15 protein-coding genes and 3 pseudogenes are annotated in these 15,861 nt (G+C 47.1%); 9 read left to right on the forward strand and 9 right to left on the reverse strand.

Going from position 1 to position 15,861, the window contains the following annotated elements; translation table 11 throughout:
* Position 1: 1 nt before the first annotated feature.
* Complete coding sequence (locus NIES2104_RS04010; RefSeq protein ID WP_058995963.1) at positions 2-1,651, reverse strand: alpha/beta hydrolase; 1,650 nt, start codon at positions 1,649-1,651, stop codon at positions 2-4.
* 248 nt (positions 1,652-1,899) lie between these two features.
* On the opposite strand from NIES2104_RS04010, the pseudogene NIES2104_RS33770 reads away from it, so the two are divergent.
* From NIES2104_RS33770 to NIES2104_RS04020, 4 genes and pseudogenes are all read left to right on the forward strand, one after another.
* Positions 1,900-2,661: pseudogene (locus tag NIES2104_RS33770) on the forward strand (histidine kinase dimerization/phospho-acceptor domain-containing protein); the annotation flags it as partial.
* Positions 2,662-2,703: 42 nt separating this feature from the next.
* Positions 2,704-3,144 (forward strand): annotated as a pseudogene (locus NIES2104_RS33775) (sensor histidine kinase); the annotation flags it as partial.
* A gap of 93 nt (positions 3,145-3,237) precedes the next feature.
* Positions 3,238-3,618 (forward strand): annotated as a pseudogene (locus NIES2104_RS33780) (response regulator); the annotation flags it as partial.
* A 207-nt stretch (positions 3,619-3,825) separates the two neighbouring features.
* Positions 3,826-4,050 (forward strand): DUF2949 domain-containing protein, encoded by a 225-nt coding sequence (locus NIES2104_RS04020; protein ID WP_058995967.1) that lies wholly within the window; start codon positions 3,826-3,828, stop codon positions 4,048-4,050.
* 1 nt (position 4,051) lies between these two features.
* Here NIES2104_RS04020 and NIES2104_RS04025 read toward each other — a convergent pair whose 3' ends face one another.
* On the reverse strand, positions 4,052-4,609 hold the full coding sequence (locus tag NIES2104_RS04025) for a DUF3611 family protein (protein ID WP_058995969.1): 558 nt from the start codon (positions 4,607-4,609) through the stop codon (positions 4,052-4,054).
* Positions 4,610-4,739: 130 nt separating this feature from the next.
* On the opposite strand from NIES2104_RS04025, the gene NIES2104_RS04030 reads away from it, so the two are divergent.
* On the forward strand, positions 4,740-5,636 hold the full coding sequence (locus NIES2104_RS04030; protein WP_058995971.1) for an alpha/beta fold hydrolase: 897 nt from the start codon (positions 4,740-4,742) through the stop codon (positions 5,634-5,636).
* Here NIES2104_RS04030 and NIES2104_RS04035 read toward each other — a convergent pair.
* The gene (locus NIES2104_RS04035) at positions 5,633-5,962 is read right to left on the reverse strand and encodes a hypothetical protein (protein ID WP_058995973.1); all 330 of its coding nucleotides are present in this window, start codon (positions 5,960-5,962) and stop codon (positions 5,633-5,635) included. The genes NIES2104_RS04030 and NIES2104_RS04035 overlap by 4 nt on opposite strands.
* A 104-nt stretch (positions 5,963-6,066) precedes the next feature.
* On the opposite strand from NIES2104_RS04035, the gene NIES2104_RS04040 reads away from it, so the two are divergent.
* From NIES2104_RS04040 to NIES2104_RS04055, 4 genes are all read left to right on the forward strand, one after another.
* Positions 6,067-7,770 (forward strand): glycosyltransferase family 39 protein, encoded by a 1,704-nt coding sequence (locus tag NIES2104_RS04040; protein WP_058995975.1) that lies wholly within the window; start codon positions 6,067-6,069, stop codon positions 7,768-7,770.
* Positions 7,771-7,774: 4 nt separating this feature from the next.
* A complete protein-coding gene (locus NIES2104_RS04045; protein ID WP_058995977.1) occupies positions 7,775-9,343 on the forward strand; it encodes a glycosyltransferase family 39 protein in 1,569 nt (522 codons plus the stop codon).
* A 322-nt stretch (positions 9,344-9,665) separates the two neighbouring features.
* Positions 9,666-10,217 (forward strand): CAP domain-containing protein, encoded by a 552-nt coding sequence (locus NIES2104_RS04050; RefSeq protein ID WP_225895204.1) that lies wholly within the window; start codon positions 9,666-9,668, stop codon positions 10,215-10,217.
* A 30-nt stretch (positions 10,218-10,247) separates the two neighbouring features.
* On the forward strand, positions 10,248-10,889 hold the full coding sequence (locus tag NIES2104_RS04055; RefSeq protein ID WP_339375059.1) for a ribonuclease H-like domain-containing protein: 642 nt from the start codon (positions 10,248-10,250) through the stop codon (positions 10,887-10,889).
* Here the strand turns inward: NIES2104_RS04055 and NIES2104_RS04060 are convergent.
* Genes NIES2104_RS04060 through NIES2104_RS04085 form a run of 6 tightly spaced genes read right to left on the reverse strand, consistent with a single transcriptional unit; the run spans position 10,886 to position 15,826 of the window.
* Entirely contained in the window at positions 10,886-12,550 is a 1,665-nt protein-coding gene (locus NIES2104_RS04060; protein WP_058995983.1) for an NAD+ synthase, read from the reverse strand. The two genes, NIES2104_RS04055 and NIES2104_RS04060, sit on opposite strands and share 4 nt — an antisense overlap.
* On the reverse strand, positions 12,547-12,891 hold the full coding sequence (locus NIES2104_RS04065) for a DUF86 domain-containing protein (protein WP_058995985.1): 345 nt from the start codon (positions 12,889-12,891) through the stop codon (positions 12,547-12,549). Before NIES2104_RS04065 ends, NIES2104_RS04060 begins: the two co-directional genes overlap by 4 nt.
* Positions 12,888-13,181, reverse strand: a complete 294-nt coding sequence (locus NIES2104_RS04070; protein ID WP_058995987.1) for a nucleotidyltransferase family protein — start codon at positions 13,179-13,181, stop codon at positions 12,888-12,890. The genes NIES2104_RS04065 and NIES2104_RS04070 overlap by 4 nt, the downstream gene beginning before the upstream one ends.
* A 10-nt stretch (positions 13,182-13,191) precedes the next feature.
* The gene (locus NIES2104_RS04075; protein WP_058995989.1) at positions 13,192-13,935 is read right to left on the reverse strand and encodes an NUDIX domain-containing protein; all 744 of its coding nucleotides are present in this window, start codon (positions 13,933-13,935) and stop codon (positions 13,192-13,194) included.
* Positions 13,899-14,486 carry a nicotinate-nucleotide adenylyltransferase gene (locus tag NIES2104_RS04080; protein WP_058995991.1) on the reverse strand — a complete coding sequence of 196 codons (588 nt, stop codon included), beginning with the start codon at positions 14,484-14,486 and terminating at the stop codon, positions 13,899-13,901. The genes NIES2104_RS04075 and NIES2104_RS04080 overlap by 37 nt, the downstream gene beginning before the upstream one ends.
* Positions 14,483-15,826: a nicotinate phosphoribosyltransferase gene (locus tag NIES2104_RS04085; RefSeq protein WP_082689924.1), complete on the reverse strand. Its 1,344-nt coding sequence runs from the start codon at positions 15,824-15,826 to the stop codon at positions 14,483-14,485. The genes NIES2104_RS04080 and NIES2104_RS04085 overlap by 4 nt, the downstream gene beginning before the upstream one ends.
* Between the last annotated feature and the right edge of the window lie 35 nt (positions 15,827-15,861).

Below are 15,861 nucleotides of genomic sequence, written 5' to 3' on the forward strand. Positions count from 1 at the left end.
CTTAATCCTGATTCAACTGCGCCACAGTTAGTGACTGTATCAGACTTAACGGTAACGGATTTTGCGATAAGGCGCGGGCATAAGTCGAAGACAGAAACGGGCGATACTCCGATCGATTCGCAATGTACGTTTGGAAAAACGCTAGACTCAACGCATTCGTATATCGACGCGCCAGATTAGGAGCAGGACCAATCACTTCCGGCGGAACGGGAACGCCCTCAGCATCGCCTTCTTCAAGCGTCGAAAAATGTGTTCCACGATCGATGACTGCTAAATAGCGATCGGGAGTCTGCAACCACGTAAACGGCTGAATCTGTTCTGGTAACGCAGGCGCAACCGTATCCGCATTCCCCGCCATGATCAAAGTCGGGACTTTAATCTGACTGATCGAACTTTGTCCGAACACACTACTGGTAATCGGATTAATCGCAATAATTGCTTTCACACGCGGATCGCTCAAGTTGTAGTTAATCGGAGGCAATCCGGCAGCCCGACATTGCAGAAGTATGGAGAGATTTAAAGTACGATCGATTTCCGCTGGCTGACAAGATTGCTGGAGTTGCTGAAAATTGATCGTTGCTCCTACAAGTGCCATCGCAGTATATCCACCAAAAGACTGTCCGAGCACACCCACTTGTTTGAGATTCAATCGGCTGTAGCGCGAATCGGAACTGGCTCGGCGCTGAAGTTCATCGAGTAAGTATTTGATATCTAAAGGTCGATCGATAAATTCACTCGGACTGGTCACTTCGTTCACTGTTCCAGCCACCAACGCCTGAAGCTGTCTCGCATTACTACCAGGATGTTCAGGAACCGCGACCGCAAACCCCCATGAGGCAAGATGTTCCGCCAGATATCGAAACGTGCCGCGATCGGAGCCTAAGCCATGTGAAATCACAATCACTGGAATCGCACTCGGCAACGCTTGACGACGGGCGAACGGGAGATAAACATCCACCGGAAATACCCGCTCTCGTCCTAACGCCTGCACGAAAGCTCTCGATCGATCGACTAATCTCAACGTCTGCCGCTCGAATCCATACGGTCCACGAGCAGCAAGATCGGGACGATTCCCAGGTAGCGATGTATTTTCTTGGCTGGCAAGATCAGCGATCGTTTGAGTGGCACGAGTGGTTCGATTAATCAGGTCGCCAAAATCGCCTGCAATGTCCAAACTCCGCTGTAAATCAATTCGCAGTGCGCGAGTCGGAAACTTCCGCAGCACGTTTAAAAGCGTCAATCCTTCCGGGTCAGCCGCCGCTAAAATCACTGCCCCCCGAATCGCAAAAAATCCAGTATCCCGCGATTCCGGTTGAATCACTTGTCCTAAGCGACGCAAGAGAATTTCGCCTTGCTGCGTGTAAAGGAACTGAGAAACCGCGATCGGATCAACATCCGCCCGTGTCAACAATGCTCTTCTCAGGATTTGAAGCTGTCGCGGAGTCACATACTGCGAATAAACATAGAGATCACTATCGAGTGCACCTGTGCGGGCATAAGTTTCAAGTGCGGACACAGAAATCGATCGCTCTAAAATGCCATACGACAGAAAGACTCGTTCTGCACTCACAGCCGGACGACTCAATACCGCGATCGACATCACGCTTGCGATCGCAGACAGCATCCATTTCAACCCCTTCACTTGCCGCATGACTCGCCCACCGAATTCTCTCTGTCCGACCCATTCTGACGTACAGAACCTAGAGCGACAATAAAAATCTGCCTTTTGATAAATAGGCAAAATTGCGACCTCTGTTTTAGGTTCTACGTAATGTCCTCTAGGAGACACTCGCACGACAACGCCCGTCGATACGATCGCTCTAGTCGATCCCGTTGCATTTCCCCGTACGCCGCATCATGACCGAATTCTGGAGTCGTTTTTTTGATTCAAGTTCTTACATGCCTCATGGACATTGCTACCTGTGGCAGACGGGATTGGTTTGGCTGCACATTACAGGCGATGCGCTGATTGCACTGTCTTACTATTCGATTCCTCTAGCGATCGTCTTTTTTGTCAGAAAGCGAGAAGATCTCCCGTTTAACTGGATTTTTCTACTCTTTGGCGCGTTCATTGTTTCTTGCGGAACGGGTCACATTCTTGATATCTGGACGCTGTGGAATCCGGATTATTGGCTTTCTGGGGCAGTCAAAGCCTTTACCGCACTCATCTCTGTGCTCACAGCCGTTGAACTCTTTCCGCTGATTCCCAAAGCATTAGCGCTTCCGAGTCCCACTCAGTTAACCTTGACCAACCAAGCCCTGCAACTCCAAATTGGCGAACGTCGCCAAGCCGAACTTGAACTAAAACGCTATCAGGATCAGCTTGAAGAATTAGTCGCTCAACGAACTGCTGAATTAACGCAGACCAACACACGCCTGCAAGCAGAGATTGTTGAGCGGCAACGGATTCAGGAAGCGTTGGAATCGTCTTTGCAGCGAGAGCAGCGATTGCGTGAACAAGCAGAATCAGCAAACCGGGTGAAAGATGAATTTCTCGCGGTGCTATCTCATGAATTAAGAACGCCGTTAAACCCGATTTTAGGCTGGACGAAGCTTTTACAGAAAAAGCAATTAACGCCAGAGAAAAGCGCGATCGCACTCGATACGATCGAACGCAACGCTAAACTTCAATCGCAACTGATCGAAGACTTACTCGATATTTCTCGCATCATGCGCGGGAAATTAATGCTGAATACGGCAGCAATGGATCTGAAAACGGTGGTGAAAGCTGCGATCGGGACTGTCTCTCTCGCGGCTGAAGCAAAACAGATTCAAATCGAAACTCACCTCGAATCCGAAGTTGGACAAGTTCTAGGTGATGCTGGACGCTTACAGCAAGTCATCTGGAATCTGCTGGCGAATGCGGTGAAATTCACACCCGATGGCGGTTGTGTGGAAGTGACTTTAACCGATGAAGACTCAAGCCACGCCAAAATCCTCATTCGCGATAATGGGAAAGGCATCGATCCGAATGGGTTGCAATATGTGTTCGATCGCTTTTGGCAAGAGGACAGCACCAATAAGCGGCAATTCGGTGGATTGGGCTTAGGGCTTGCCATCAGTCGCCAAATTGTTGAACTCCACGGCGGGACGATCACCGCAGAAAGCGCAGGGCAGGGACAAGGTTCGACGTTCACCGTGAGATTGCCGCTCCGAGCCGCTGTCCCCGTATCAGAACCCGTTCGATCGACGACCCGCGAAAATTCGACTTTAGAAGGGCTGCGGATTTTAGTCGTGGATGACAGTGCAGATTCGCGTGAGTATGCTGCCTTCGTTTTGAGTGAAGCAGGCGCACAAATTAGAACCGCCGATTCAGCAAGTTCCGCGATCGCTGCGATGAATCAAGAGTTACCGGATATTGTCGTGTGCGATATTGGACTGCCTGAAACCAACGGATATGACTTGATCCAACAGATCCGATCGCGTCCTGTGGAAGCGGGTGGAGGTGTCATTGCGATCGCGCTGACTTCTTACGCTGGCGATTATGACCAAAAGCAAGCGATCGCAGCGGGCTTTCAGCAACACTTATCGAAACCCGTTGAACCGGAACAACTGATTAAAACAATTTCAGCCATTTCTCCGAATCGTTCTCTAAATGGCTCGTCCGTGTTAAATTAGCCCAATTGCCTAAATAGACCGTGATTTTACGGATAAATTGTCAAATTGCGACTTTCGATCGACATCGAATTCGCGATTTAGTCGTACAACAATGAGATACAGAATTCTTAATTATGTTTTTTCGTTGGGAATCGCACTTAGGCAAAACTTTAGTGATAGTATAAACTCCCTGAAATTCAGCACTTTCATGTAGGACAGGTCATCCAAATGACAGTTTTATCTTCAGAAATGAGTGGGCAAACTCAGACCGAACCAACCGACACACCGCTAATTCGCTATCTCAAAGAAGAGTTAGTGCTGTCAGAAGACTTGATCGAGCTTGCCCTGCGCCACTGTGAACAAGAACGCGGCACGTTACCGATGGTGCTGTGGCGGTATGGCTTTGTCTCGATCGACCAATTGAATCAAATTTTTGATTGGATGGCGCAGTAAGTTACTGCTTGCCCATTTTGTTCAGTAGCCAGAGCGAGGTCGAAATCGCCACAAACTGAGCCAAAACAACGTTAGCGCTGGCTTGCACCACGAATACATCGATCGGCTGAATAAATTTAGATGGGTCAACATTAATAAATCCACCCACCCCCTGACTGAGTGCTTTCGCAGCAAGTAACCCGACGATCGTTTGTGTCCCCAGTAGCGCCACTAATGTCCCGATCAAACTTGCAGTTAATCCAATCCGAATCACTTGAATGGCTTCTGATTTTTTTGGTCGTGCTACGGGTTCTGCGTTCAGCCGCCGCCCGATCGCTACATATTTTGTGAGCGACCAGAACATATTGAACCCTAAAATTGCAATTCCGCAGATTGTTAGTACTACTCCAACTCCGGTTCCTGGATTATTGGCAGTAGGATTTCTGATCGAAACTGACGCAAATAGGAGAATCACGCTAGAAACGATCGCCAGCACTAACTGAAACCAAAAACTAAACCAGCCTGCAAATCGAAAGGTACTTGCGATTTCTCTGAGGGTGGGAGCGTCGGATTTCGTCATAGGAAGTTTTACAGAAGCTAGATCCAGCTTATATCAATGATGGAGCGATCGCAGGAATTTGACCGCCTTAGACTGCGATCGTATTTCAGCGAACATTCACCCGGATCATCCCTTACGGTAGGATGGGATTATGCCTACCCTCACCATTTCGGGAGTTCCTCACGTCTACGAGCTGACGGCTCCCACCTCAAAACCTGAAGTCCTTGTGTTCGTCCACGGTTGGATGCTGAGCCGCAATTATTGGCAGCCTCTGATTGAGCAATTGTCTCAAGAGTATCAGTGCTTGTCTTATGATTTGCGCGGTTTTGGTCAGTCCCAGCCACAGGATGCGGTGCCGACCTTCTCAGAATCCGACTCTGGCAATGTTGCCGTTGCGACTCAAACCGCGATCGCTCAGTACAGCCTACTTTCCTACGCCAGAGATTTAGGAATGCTGCTAAGAGCGCTTCAAATCTCGAAAGCTTGGTTGATCGGACATTCGCTTGGTGGGTATGTGGCACTATGGGCAGCCGATCAGATGCCAGAACAGATTCAAGGCGTGATTTGTCTCAATTCTGGCGGCGGGATTTATCTCAAAGAAGCTTTTGAGCGCTTTCGATCGGCAGGACAGCAAATGGTGAAACTGCGCCCGAAATGGTTGCCGCAAATTCCCTGTTTAGATCTAGTGTTTACGCGGGCAAATGTCGCAAGCACGATCGCTCGATCGTGGGGACGGCAACGGGTGGTTGATTTTGTCAGTGCGAATCCAGAAGCCGCGATTGGAACGCTTTTAGATTCAACCACAGAAGCGGAAGTGCATCGTTTACCGCAAGTGGTAGCGCGTCTGTCTCAACCGCTTCACTTCATCGCTGGAGCCAAAGACACAGTGATGGAGCCGAAATATGTTCGACATTTAGCCAGCTTTCATCCGTTGTTTGGCGATTGTGCGGATAATGTGTTGGAAATTCCTGACTGTGGGCATTTGTCGATGCTAGAAAAAACGGATGTGGTTGAATCGCGGATTCGAGAGATTTTACGATCGCATTAACCAACTTGCTCAAGCTGCGGTTGTTTGTGCGTGAGAAACTCATTCCATAGCTCAAAGAATCGAACGATCGCATCGCGTTCATTTTCAGCATGGGAAAGAATAATGCTTGACCAAAGCTGCCCCGTCTCGACCTTAAATCGATCGCGTATCCACTGCAAAAATGTCTGAAATTCTTGCTCTTGCTCAGTGAGTGGAATTCCTAATTCGCGACGTGCAAAATAATAGCCGTCTAGAAAAGCCTGAAGACTAAAGATCGAGTTTTGTCCAAGATATAGCGCGGGTCTTTTCTTGATCTTTTCAAGCAAATCGTAGAAATTATCTGCCATCGTTCTCCTGGGTTAATTTTTAATTTTACGGTCTTTGCGATCGCGACTTTTCAAGTGGCTCGTTCCATGTCAAACTACCGCATGATTTGATCTTGGACTGAGCTATGAGCGATCAGATTGACGTGCCAGAGAAAAAACGATCGAGCATTCTTGAACTCGTTTTCGCACTGGTCTGGGTGTTGGCGTTGGGCGGAATTACGTTTTTTAATCAGTTGGGCAGCATTGGATTGGTCGATGAAACTGAACCGCTCTTTGTTGAAGCGGCGCGACAGATGACCGTTACCGGGAATTGGATTACGCCGTATTTTAATGAGGTAACGCGGTTTGATAAGCCGCCATTGATTTATTGGCTGATGGCGATCGCGATGAAGACGATCGGCGTAAATGAGTGGGCAGCTCGGTTGCCTTCTGCGATCGCGGGAACGGCTTTGGTCGGTTTTTGCTTTTATGCGATTAAACGGTTCGTGCCTTCTAGAGTTGCACCGTATTTAGGATCAGCGATCGTGGCTTTCAATCTGATCACGCTGTTTTTTGGACGGTTGGGCTACTCGGATATGTTGCTGAGTGCCTGTTTTGGTGGATCGCTGCTGGCGTTTTTTCTCGGTTATGTTGAATCGAATCGGCGCTGGTATCGAGCTTTTTATGTGCTGATGGGATTGGCAGTTTTAGCAAAAGGTCCGGTCGGGGTCGTGTTGCCAAGTGCGATCGTGATTCTTTTCCTATTTTGGGCTGGGAGATTGCGCGAAGTGCTGCGCGAAATGAAACCGATTCAAGGGATTGGAATCTTTTTACTGGTGAGTGTTCCTTGGTATGTGCTGGCTTACATTCAGAATGGAAATGCGTTTATCGAATCATTCTTTGGGGTGCATAATGTTGAGCGCTTTACCAATGTTGTGAATCAGCATTCAGGACCTTGGTACTATCATTTGATCATTGTGCTGGTTGGATTTTTTCCTTGGTCGCTGTGTCTGCCTGCTGCAATTGTTCATGTGCTGAGACAGTCGAAATGGAAGCAGGAAGAACGATCTCAGCATTTCGGTAAGTTTGCGCTGGTCTGGTTTGCGGTGGTTCTAATCTTTTTTACGATCGCAGTCACAAAATATATCACTTACACATTACCGCTTTATCCCGCAGCAGCGATTCTCGTAACGGTGTGGTTTGTGCATCATCTCTCAGTCGATCGCCAATCGAATTTGCTTAAATTAACGATTTACTTCAGTATTGCGATTTCTATTGCCGTTGGAATTTGCATTTTTTACAGTCCGGATTGGCTCAATCGTGATCCAGCGATGCCAAATTTAGGATTGAGAATGGAGCAAACCGGACTGCAACATATCGGAGCATCGATCTGGATTACAGCCGCGATCGCTGGATTAATTTTAGCGGTACAGTCTCGATTACGTTGGTATTGGGCAATCAATCTCGTTGCTTTTGCTGCATTTATTCTCTTTTTTATTACGACTGCCGTGGGTGTGATTGATTCAGTTCGACAATTGCCGCTTCGTCAGATTGCCGCAGGAACGATCGAGGATCGAAAACCGAATGAACCGATCGTCATGGGAACCGATGCGTTTGAGAAACCGAGTTTGGTCTTTTACACTCGTCAGCCGATTACGTTTATTAATCGCGCTCGGTTGATTCAACCGTATCTACAGCAGTTGCAAAAAGAAGGAAAAGTTCAATCGATCCTTCTAATCACAACGCCAACTGCATTACAAGGGGCGAACTTGAAACCAAATCAGTACCAACCGCTTCAACAATATAGTCAATATCGCCTTGTGCGCGTTCCCATTCGGACAGTGAAATAACGTTATGCGATCGAAATGGTGGAAAGACCGAACCAATCAGCAAGTTCTTGCAATTCTATTAGCGGGGTTTTTGTTTCGTAGTTTTATTGCGTTCTGGTTACCGCCAGGATTTGATGAAGCGTACTACTACATCTATACGCTGAATCCGGCTCTCAGCTATTTCGATCATCCGCCGCTCGTGAGTTTCGTAACTGCGATCGGCATTTGGCTAACAGGCGATGTGACTCAATTTAGTATTCGGCTTGGCAGTCTCTTACTGTTTCCATTCACGTTGTATTTTCTGTACCGCGCCACAGCTTACCTATTCTCGATTCGGGTGGGATTGATTACGTTAGCGATCGCATCTGTGATCCCAATCTTTCAACTCGGTTTCGGAACGTTCACGCTGCCTGATTCACCGCTGATGTTCTTCTGGGCATTAACGCTATGGGTAGGCGCGATCGAGTTTTTCCCACGTGAGCGTGAGTTTGTTCCTTCCTACCGAATTGCGGTGATCGGTCTGCTCGTGGGTTTAGCTTGTTTAGGTAAATATCACGGATTTCTACTTGGATTCGGATTGCTCGGATTCTGCATCACCAGTCGGCAGCATTGGGCAGTATTTCGATCGCCCTGGACAATTCTGAGTTTTCTATTATTTCTCGTTGCATTCTCGCCTGTATTGTATTGGAACAGTCAGCACGAATGGGTTTCGTTTGTGTTTCAGGGAAATCGCAGCGTTCCCGATCGCACTTATAGCCTAATGGGTGCTTTTAATGTTGCGTTGATGGCTTCACTCTATTTATTCCCAACTTTCGGATTTCCGCTTTGGTTTATTAGTATTCGAGAGATTGTCTCAGTTGTAAAATCGCGCTTTTCTCATTCGATTCACTCATTCATTCTCTGGAATTCTGCTCCAGTCTTTCTGATTTTTACAATCATTGGCGGCTATCAGCAGATCTTACCCGGTTGGACAATGCCGGGATTTTTTGCAATTACGCCACTTCTAGGTTTAGCAGCATCGAGATGGCGATCGACAACGCTTAAACGCTGGCTAAATGGATCAACGATCGCAGTGACCGCATTAATGCTACTTGCGTTGTCTCACATCGTGCTTGGAACGCTGCAAAAACCAAGTCAGTATGCAATTTTGGGTGGCGTTGTTGCACCGACAGAGGATGCTTCGATTCAACTGATTGACGTGGGACAACTGCGCCGGGAATTTCTACGATCGCCTGAACTCGTCGCGGCTCTAAAAAACGCAGATTTCATGTTCAGCAATCGATTCCATTTAGCGGGACACATTGCGATGGCACTGACTCCGATCAATTCAACACCGATTACTTGTTTCGATCGACGCGATTTGCGCGGCTTTGCTCACTGGTCAACCGCAGAACAATGGGTCGGTAAAACTGCGCTGTATATTACGACCGATGAGTTTCAAACTCGTGAGGATTCTGCCGCAGGCTTTGCACCCTATTTTGAGACATTCACAAAGCTTGGAGAAGTGCTTTTACGACGGGGTGGCGTAGTTGTCGATCGAATTCATGTGTTTCAAGGAACGAACCTACTGAAACCGTTTCCTCGCCCTTACTGAGTCCAGAGTAATACTGTTAAAAAGGTATATGTCGCTTGAGTGTTTTAGTCTAATTATTAGTTTTGCAATTAGACCGAATCTCGATCGATCAATCCACTAGATATGACTAAGATTTCTTCAGAACATAAAGTTTAAGGAGTTTTTATTGATAAAATCAAAATGAATTTAAATTTATTTTGAAGTAACTAAAAGCTAGGCATAGTGAGGGATATAGATTTTCCTACGTAATCAGTCTAGGAAAATCGTATCGAAAATAACTTGCGTATCTCACAAGAACGGGTTACTGTCTTCATCGAGACTTCACACCTAGGAGAGATACGTAATGCTGAATAACCACCCCAGCAAAACCGTGCAAACCTTGGCAATGTCGCTTGGCATTGTGTTTGCCGGAATCAGCGGCATCGCAGTTCAAACCCAAGCCCAAACTCCCATACTAGGGATGACTACACCGCGATCAACAACATTCCAGATTGCAGATGCAAGCACGATCGCAGAGATGGAGCGAGCAATTTTCAACCGCATCAACGAATATCGCACCGCTAAGGGCTTACGTCCGATGGTCTGGAACGATGAAATTGCTCGTCAAGCCCGCGAACACAGCCGCAACATGGCGAAAAAGGTTGTGCCCTTTGGTCATCAAGGGTTTGAAAAGCGGGCAAAAGAGCTGAGTGCAGCGATTCAATCGCGTGGAACTGGCGAAAATGTTGGTTGGGTGGCAAGTAAGCGTGATCCGGCGGGAATGGTGATTGATGCTTGGATCAAGAGCCATAAGCATCGTGACAACATCGAAGGTGATTTCAGCATGACTGGAATCGGCATCGGAATCAGTGCAATGGGTGAATACTACTTCACGCAGGATTTTGTTCGTCGCTAAATTGCAGGTGTAAGATACGTGAGTTGTAGAATGACTCACCTTATGCAGCCGCATGAATTCCAGATTTGCGATCGCGATCTGACCCCCGAACTTTTTGAGCAGTACCAATCCGTAAATGCGATCGCGGTCGATACCGAAACGATGGGGCTTCTACCACAGCGCGATCGACTTTGTTTAGTTCAACTGTGTGATGAGAGCGATCGGGTTGCTGTTGTGAGAATCGATCGTGGGCAGACTGAAGCTCCCAACTTGAAACGATTGTTGGAAGCTCCGAAGATTACAAAAATTTTCCATTTCGCCCGATTTGATATCACAACGCTGCGCTATCACTTGGGAATTCACGTCACACCCATCTTTTGTACGAAGCTTGCCAGTAAGCTAATTCGTACATATACGCCGCGTCACGGGCTAAAAGATTTGGTGCAGGAATTATCAGGGGTGGAACTCGATAAGAGCGCTCAAAGCTCAGATTGGGGCAATGCGATGCACTTATCTGAGGCACAACTCAAATACGCGGCGAACGATGTGCGTTATCTGATCGAAGCGCGATCGAAGCTCACGGTAATGCTAGAACGCGAGGAACGTTTAGAACTCGCAGAACAATGTTTTCAAGCGTTGCCTGTGTTTGCTCAGCTTGATATTTTGCAGTACCAGAACGTTTTCGAGCACTAGATTCGAGCGATCCAACGACTCGCGATCGGCATTCTCCACCCGGTTCCAAAGGCGCGATCGGTGACTTTTAATCCGGGCGGTGCCTGCTTGCGTTTGAATTCCGAAATTCGGACTAATTTCACGACTCGATCGACGATCGCGCTTTCATGTCCGGCGGCGACGATTTCTGCTGGAGATTGATGCTGATGAATGTATCGATCGAGGATGTCATCTAGCACTTCATAGTCAGGAAGCGAATCTTGATCTTTTTGACCGGGTTTTAGTTCTGCACTCGGTGGCTTGATCAAAACATTCGTCGGAATGATTTCTTGCGATCGATTAATCCATTCACAAAGTTTATACACTTTCGTTTTCGGAACATCTGCGATCGCGGCTAATCCTCCATTCATATCACCGTACAGCGTGCAATAACCGACCGCAATTTCTGATTTGTTTCCGGTTGAAACTAATAGATGCCCAAACTTATTCGATACCGCCATTAATAAAGTGCCGCGAATCCGAGATTGCAAATTCTCTTCGGCTAATCCAAATGGTGTTCCTGCAAAGAGTGGATCGAGTGTGCGATCGAAACATTCCATCACCGTACCAATTGGTAAAGTTTGCGTCTGAATTCCTAAGTTTTGAGCCAGATCCAGCGCATCTTGAATCGAATGATCTGAGCTATACGGCGAAGGCATTAAAATCCCAAGCACGTTTTCTTTCCCGACAGCTTCAGATGCGATCGCAGCAATCAAAGACGAATCAATCCCACCACTCAAGCCCAAGACAATCTTAGAAAAGCCACATTTCCGGGCATAATCTCGCACACCTAAAACCAATGCAGACCAAAGTTCAGCCTCTTCACAATCGGGAGCAGGCGCGACTGAACTTTTCTCAAAGTCCTGCCCGTTGTATTCAATCACCAGCCAATCCTCATCAAAACTGATCGCTCTTGCAATCAATTCGCCTGATTTGTCGATCGCAATACTCGCACCGTCGAAAATCAAATCATCATTTCCACCGACCTGATTCGCATAAATCAACGGCTGATTGAATCTCACGGCTCCATGTCGCAACATTGCTTCTCGAAGTTTTTGCTTTCCAACCGTATAAGGTGAAGCGGAGAGATTAATCGTGAAGTTTACGCCTGATGCGGCTAAATCAGCGATCGGGTTCAAGTTATAAGTCCGTTTTCCCCAAAATTCCTCATCGTTCCAAAGGTCTTCGCAGATCGTCACTCCAATGTGAACGCCATCTAGCTCAAAGTGATTCGGCTGATTTCCCGGTTCAAAGTAGCGATCCTCATCGAATACGTCATACGTCGGCAGCAGTCGCTTGTGAAAGATTTTGAGAATATTACCTTTCTCGATCAACGCCACACTATTAAATAGAGGTTTGCCACCTGTTGAGATTGCTTTCGCGTTTGGCTCAACGGTTCCCACTAACACCGCGACTCCTTCAGGCAAACTCGATGCCAGTTCCGCGAGTTGTCTTGCCATTGTTTCGACAAAGTTTGGATCAAGCAACAAATCGCGAGGCGGATAACCACAGAGTGAAAGTTCTGGTGTTAGAAGTAAGCGAACTCCTTCAGCGGCAGCACGATCGGCAGCTTTGAGAATTTTGTCAGCGTTGCCTTGGAGATCTCCGATCGTCGGATTGAGTTGTGCGATCGCAATTTTCATGATGATTGGTTCAGGTCTTGCAAAATAGCAGTAATGTTTGTTTTCAATTCGGGTAGATTCTGCTCTACCACTTGCCACACTTCTTCAGAATCAACACGCACATAATCATGAATCAACACATCCCTTAATCCTGCAATTCGTTTCCAAGGAACATCAGGGTAACTTTCTCTAAATGAAAGTGGTAGCTGTTTCGTTGCTTCTCCAATCACTTCAAGATTGCGAACAACCGCATCCCGCATCATACGATTCTGTAGAAAGGCTGCACGTCCCTCAGCGGTGTAAGATTCAATCCAGCCGATGCACTCAAGAATGTCGCTCAGTAACAGCCGAGGCTCTCTCATAACGGCACTGCCTCTCTAATGACGCGCTCTCGAATCAGTTCGTGCAAATTCTCAATTCGTGCCACATCCACTTTTCGTCCTAACAAATCCTGAAGATCTTGAATCAGAGCAACTCGATCAAGCAAACTATGATCTGCCATTTCAACCAAGAAATCAACATCGCTGTCTGAGGTCGCTTCTCCTCGCGAAACAGAACCAAAAATTCGGATATTAGAAGCCTTGTACTTTTTAGCGATCGCTAAAATCTCTTCTCGTTTATCCGCTAACAATTCCTCAATTCCAAGTCCCATAATCTTGAACTCAAATAAACACTAAAGGCTTATCTTTGAAGGGCGCAAATGCTTCAGCATCAAAGCGATATAGACTTGCAGGTCTTCCCGCACCTCTTGAAACTTTTACACCTGTATCTGAGAGAAAACCGAGCTTTAATAACCGCGATCGAAAATTAGAATAATCTGAAAAGTTTTCTCCTAAAACAGTCGTATAAAGCTGAAATAAATCGCTTAATGTAAACAGTTCAGGCAAGACATCAAATGCAACCGGGCTGTACTCTAATTTGTTTCTTAAACGACGATGACCATACTCTAAAATCTTGTTGTGATCGAATGCAAGTTGCGGCAATTGATCGACCGGATACCATGCAATTCCACTCACACCATCTGCAATCAATTCCGCTTCCGCAAATCGAACTAAAGCAAAATAACTCACCGATAAATACCGCACTCCGTAACTTTCTTCAGACTCACGCGGATCGCGATCGGGACCGCCAAACGTATAAAGCTGCTCCAAATAAAGATTCTTCACTCGGATTTTTTCCGACAGAATTCGATACGCCGCATCTTCGAGTGATTCCCCTTTTCGGACCAATGTTCCGGGTAAACTCCACTGTCCCAAAAACGGCTCCTCATGCCGCATCACGAGCAAAACCAGTAAACGATTCTGCGCGGTATCGACTGAAAAAATGGCGTTATCTACTCCGACCCTAAAATCTGCAAGCTTTTCCCCCATCAGTGAACTGGTTGTTTTTCTGTGTGTGCGTGGCATTGATAAAGTTGCTCCCGATCGATATAAGCCTGAATCGAAGCTGTCACCCCGGATAAGTCACAGCCTTCGCGATATGCAGTTGACGAAACATCCGGAACTGTCGCAGGCGCGATCGTCGTTTTCGCTCCTAATGCTTCCAACCGCTGTAAATCTTCTGCTTCAAATTGATAGCGCGATCGCGGAATCACCAGAACCTGAACGCGCTGTAGAAGTTCCGCCACCCGATACCATTTCGATAACTGTTGCGCCACATCAAACCCGACGACTAGCGTTAATTCTGCATTCGGATAGCGCTCTTGAATGCGATCGACCGTGACGATCGTTCTTGGATGGCTTAATTCTGGATGCACTTGCACATTCGGACAATTCAACTCATCTACTAGAATTTGCAACATCGCTGTCCGTCGTGCTAACTCAGTTTGATGCAATTTAAATGGATTATCCGCCGCCCACACTGCAACGTGATCGAACTGTCCAGAGAGCCAGCGCAAAATCTCTAAGTGTCCCGTTGTAGGCGGATCAGCACTGGTTCCAAAGAGGGCGATTTTCATGATAGATGTCTCCGTTGGCGAGTGCGATCGGTTAACTCAGAAAGCGCGTGAGAAAGTTCGACTGGAAAAGCAATCGGGTTTTCTAACTGTCGAGCGGGTTCGGGCAGGCTTTGAACACTTTTCGTTGCGCGATCGCGAATTTGAGCGATCGTCTCTGATTCTGCGATCCGCTGTCCCTGCTTGAAAACTAATTGTAATAAAGGAATTTCTCCGTTTGCATCTTCGTTCATTAGTCCTAAGCGATCGCTCACTCCTGCTTGTCTGAAAATCTGCTTACGTCCGGGATAAGTTACTTTCCCGGTTGCTTCCTTCATCACCGGAATTCCATCAATTTCAACTAATTTATAAACGCCATTCACAGGTGCACCCGTCACTAGCTGAGTCCCCAACCCATAGCCATCAATCTGAGCACCCTTCGCTTTCAAGTCTGCAATTCGATATTCATCGAGATCACCGCTGGCGAAGATCGAAACTTCGGGTAACAGCGGTCGTACTTTCTTCGACAGTTCCAACAAATCACCCGAATCGATCCGCACCCCTGCAAGCTGAATTTCTCCGGCTTTCAGTTGTTTTGAAAGTGTTTCTGCTGCTGCGATCGTGTCATAGGTATCAATTAACAGAGGTGCACCAGGAAAATAGTGATGAAATGCGGTGAACGCTTGGGATTCAGTGCCTTCCAGTGCATTCAATGCCATCACCAGCGAATGTGCCATCGTCCCCGTCGGTTTCCGCCCCAATTTCAACGCCGCTAACACATTCGAGGTTGCATCCAATCCACCCGCCAACGCTGCACGAGCCGCCCAAACTGACCCCTGGGGACTAAATGCCCGTCGAGTTCCAAACTCTAGTAAAGTTGCATTTTCGCCTGCTACATCTCGCATTCGAGCCGCACGAGTCGCCACCAACGTCTGATAGTTAATTGTATTGAGCAAGTAAGTTTCTGCAATCTGCGCTTGCCACAAAGGAGCCTCCACCCGCAGCAACGGTTCATTCGCAAACACCGCTGTTCCTTCTGGGACTGCCCAAACATCCCCTTCAAATCGAGAACCCTTTAACAGTGTCCAAAACTGTTCGGGTGCATGGTCAAAAATGCCCGATGTTTGTAACGCTGAAATCTGAGCTTCACTAAACTGAAACTTCTCTAAATATTCCAGAACTTGTGCGAGTCCCATCGCGATTAAATAGCCGAATCCTTTCGGTAATCGCCGCACTGAAAGTTCAAAACTTGCCCGTTGTTGATCTAATTTTTCTCCAACGTAACAGGCTGTCATTGTTAACTGATATAAATCAGTCAATAAACTGTAATCTTCTGGACGAATCACGAGTTCGAGATCTTCCACCCAATTTCTCCTTGGATTCAAAAGGGTTAGTCAGA

This window comes from Leptolyngbya sp. NIES-2104, assembly GCF_001485215.1.
Taxonomy (GTDB): Bacteria; Cyanobacteriota; Cyanobacteriia; order Leptolyngbyales; family Leptolyngbyaceae; genus Leptolyngbya.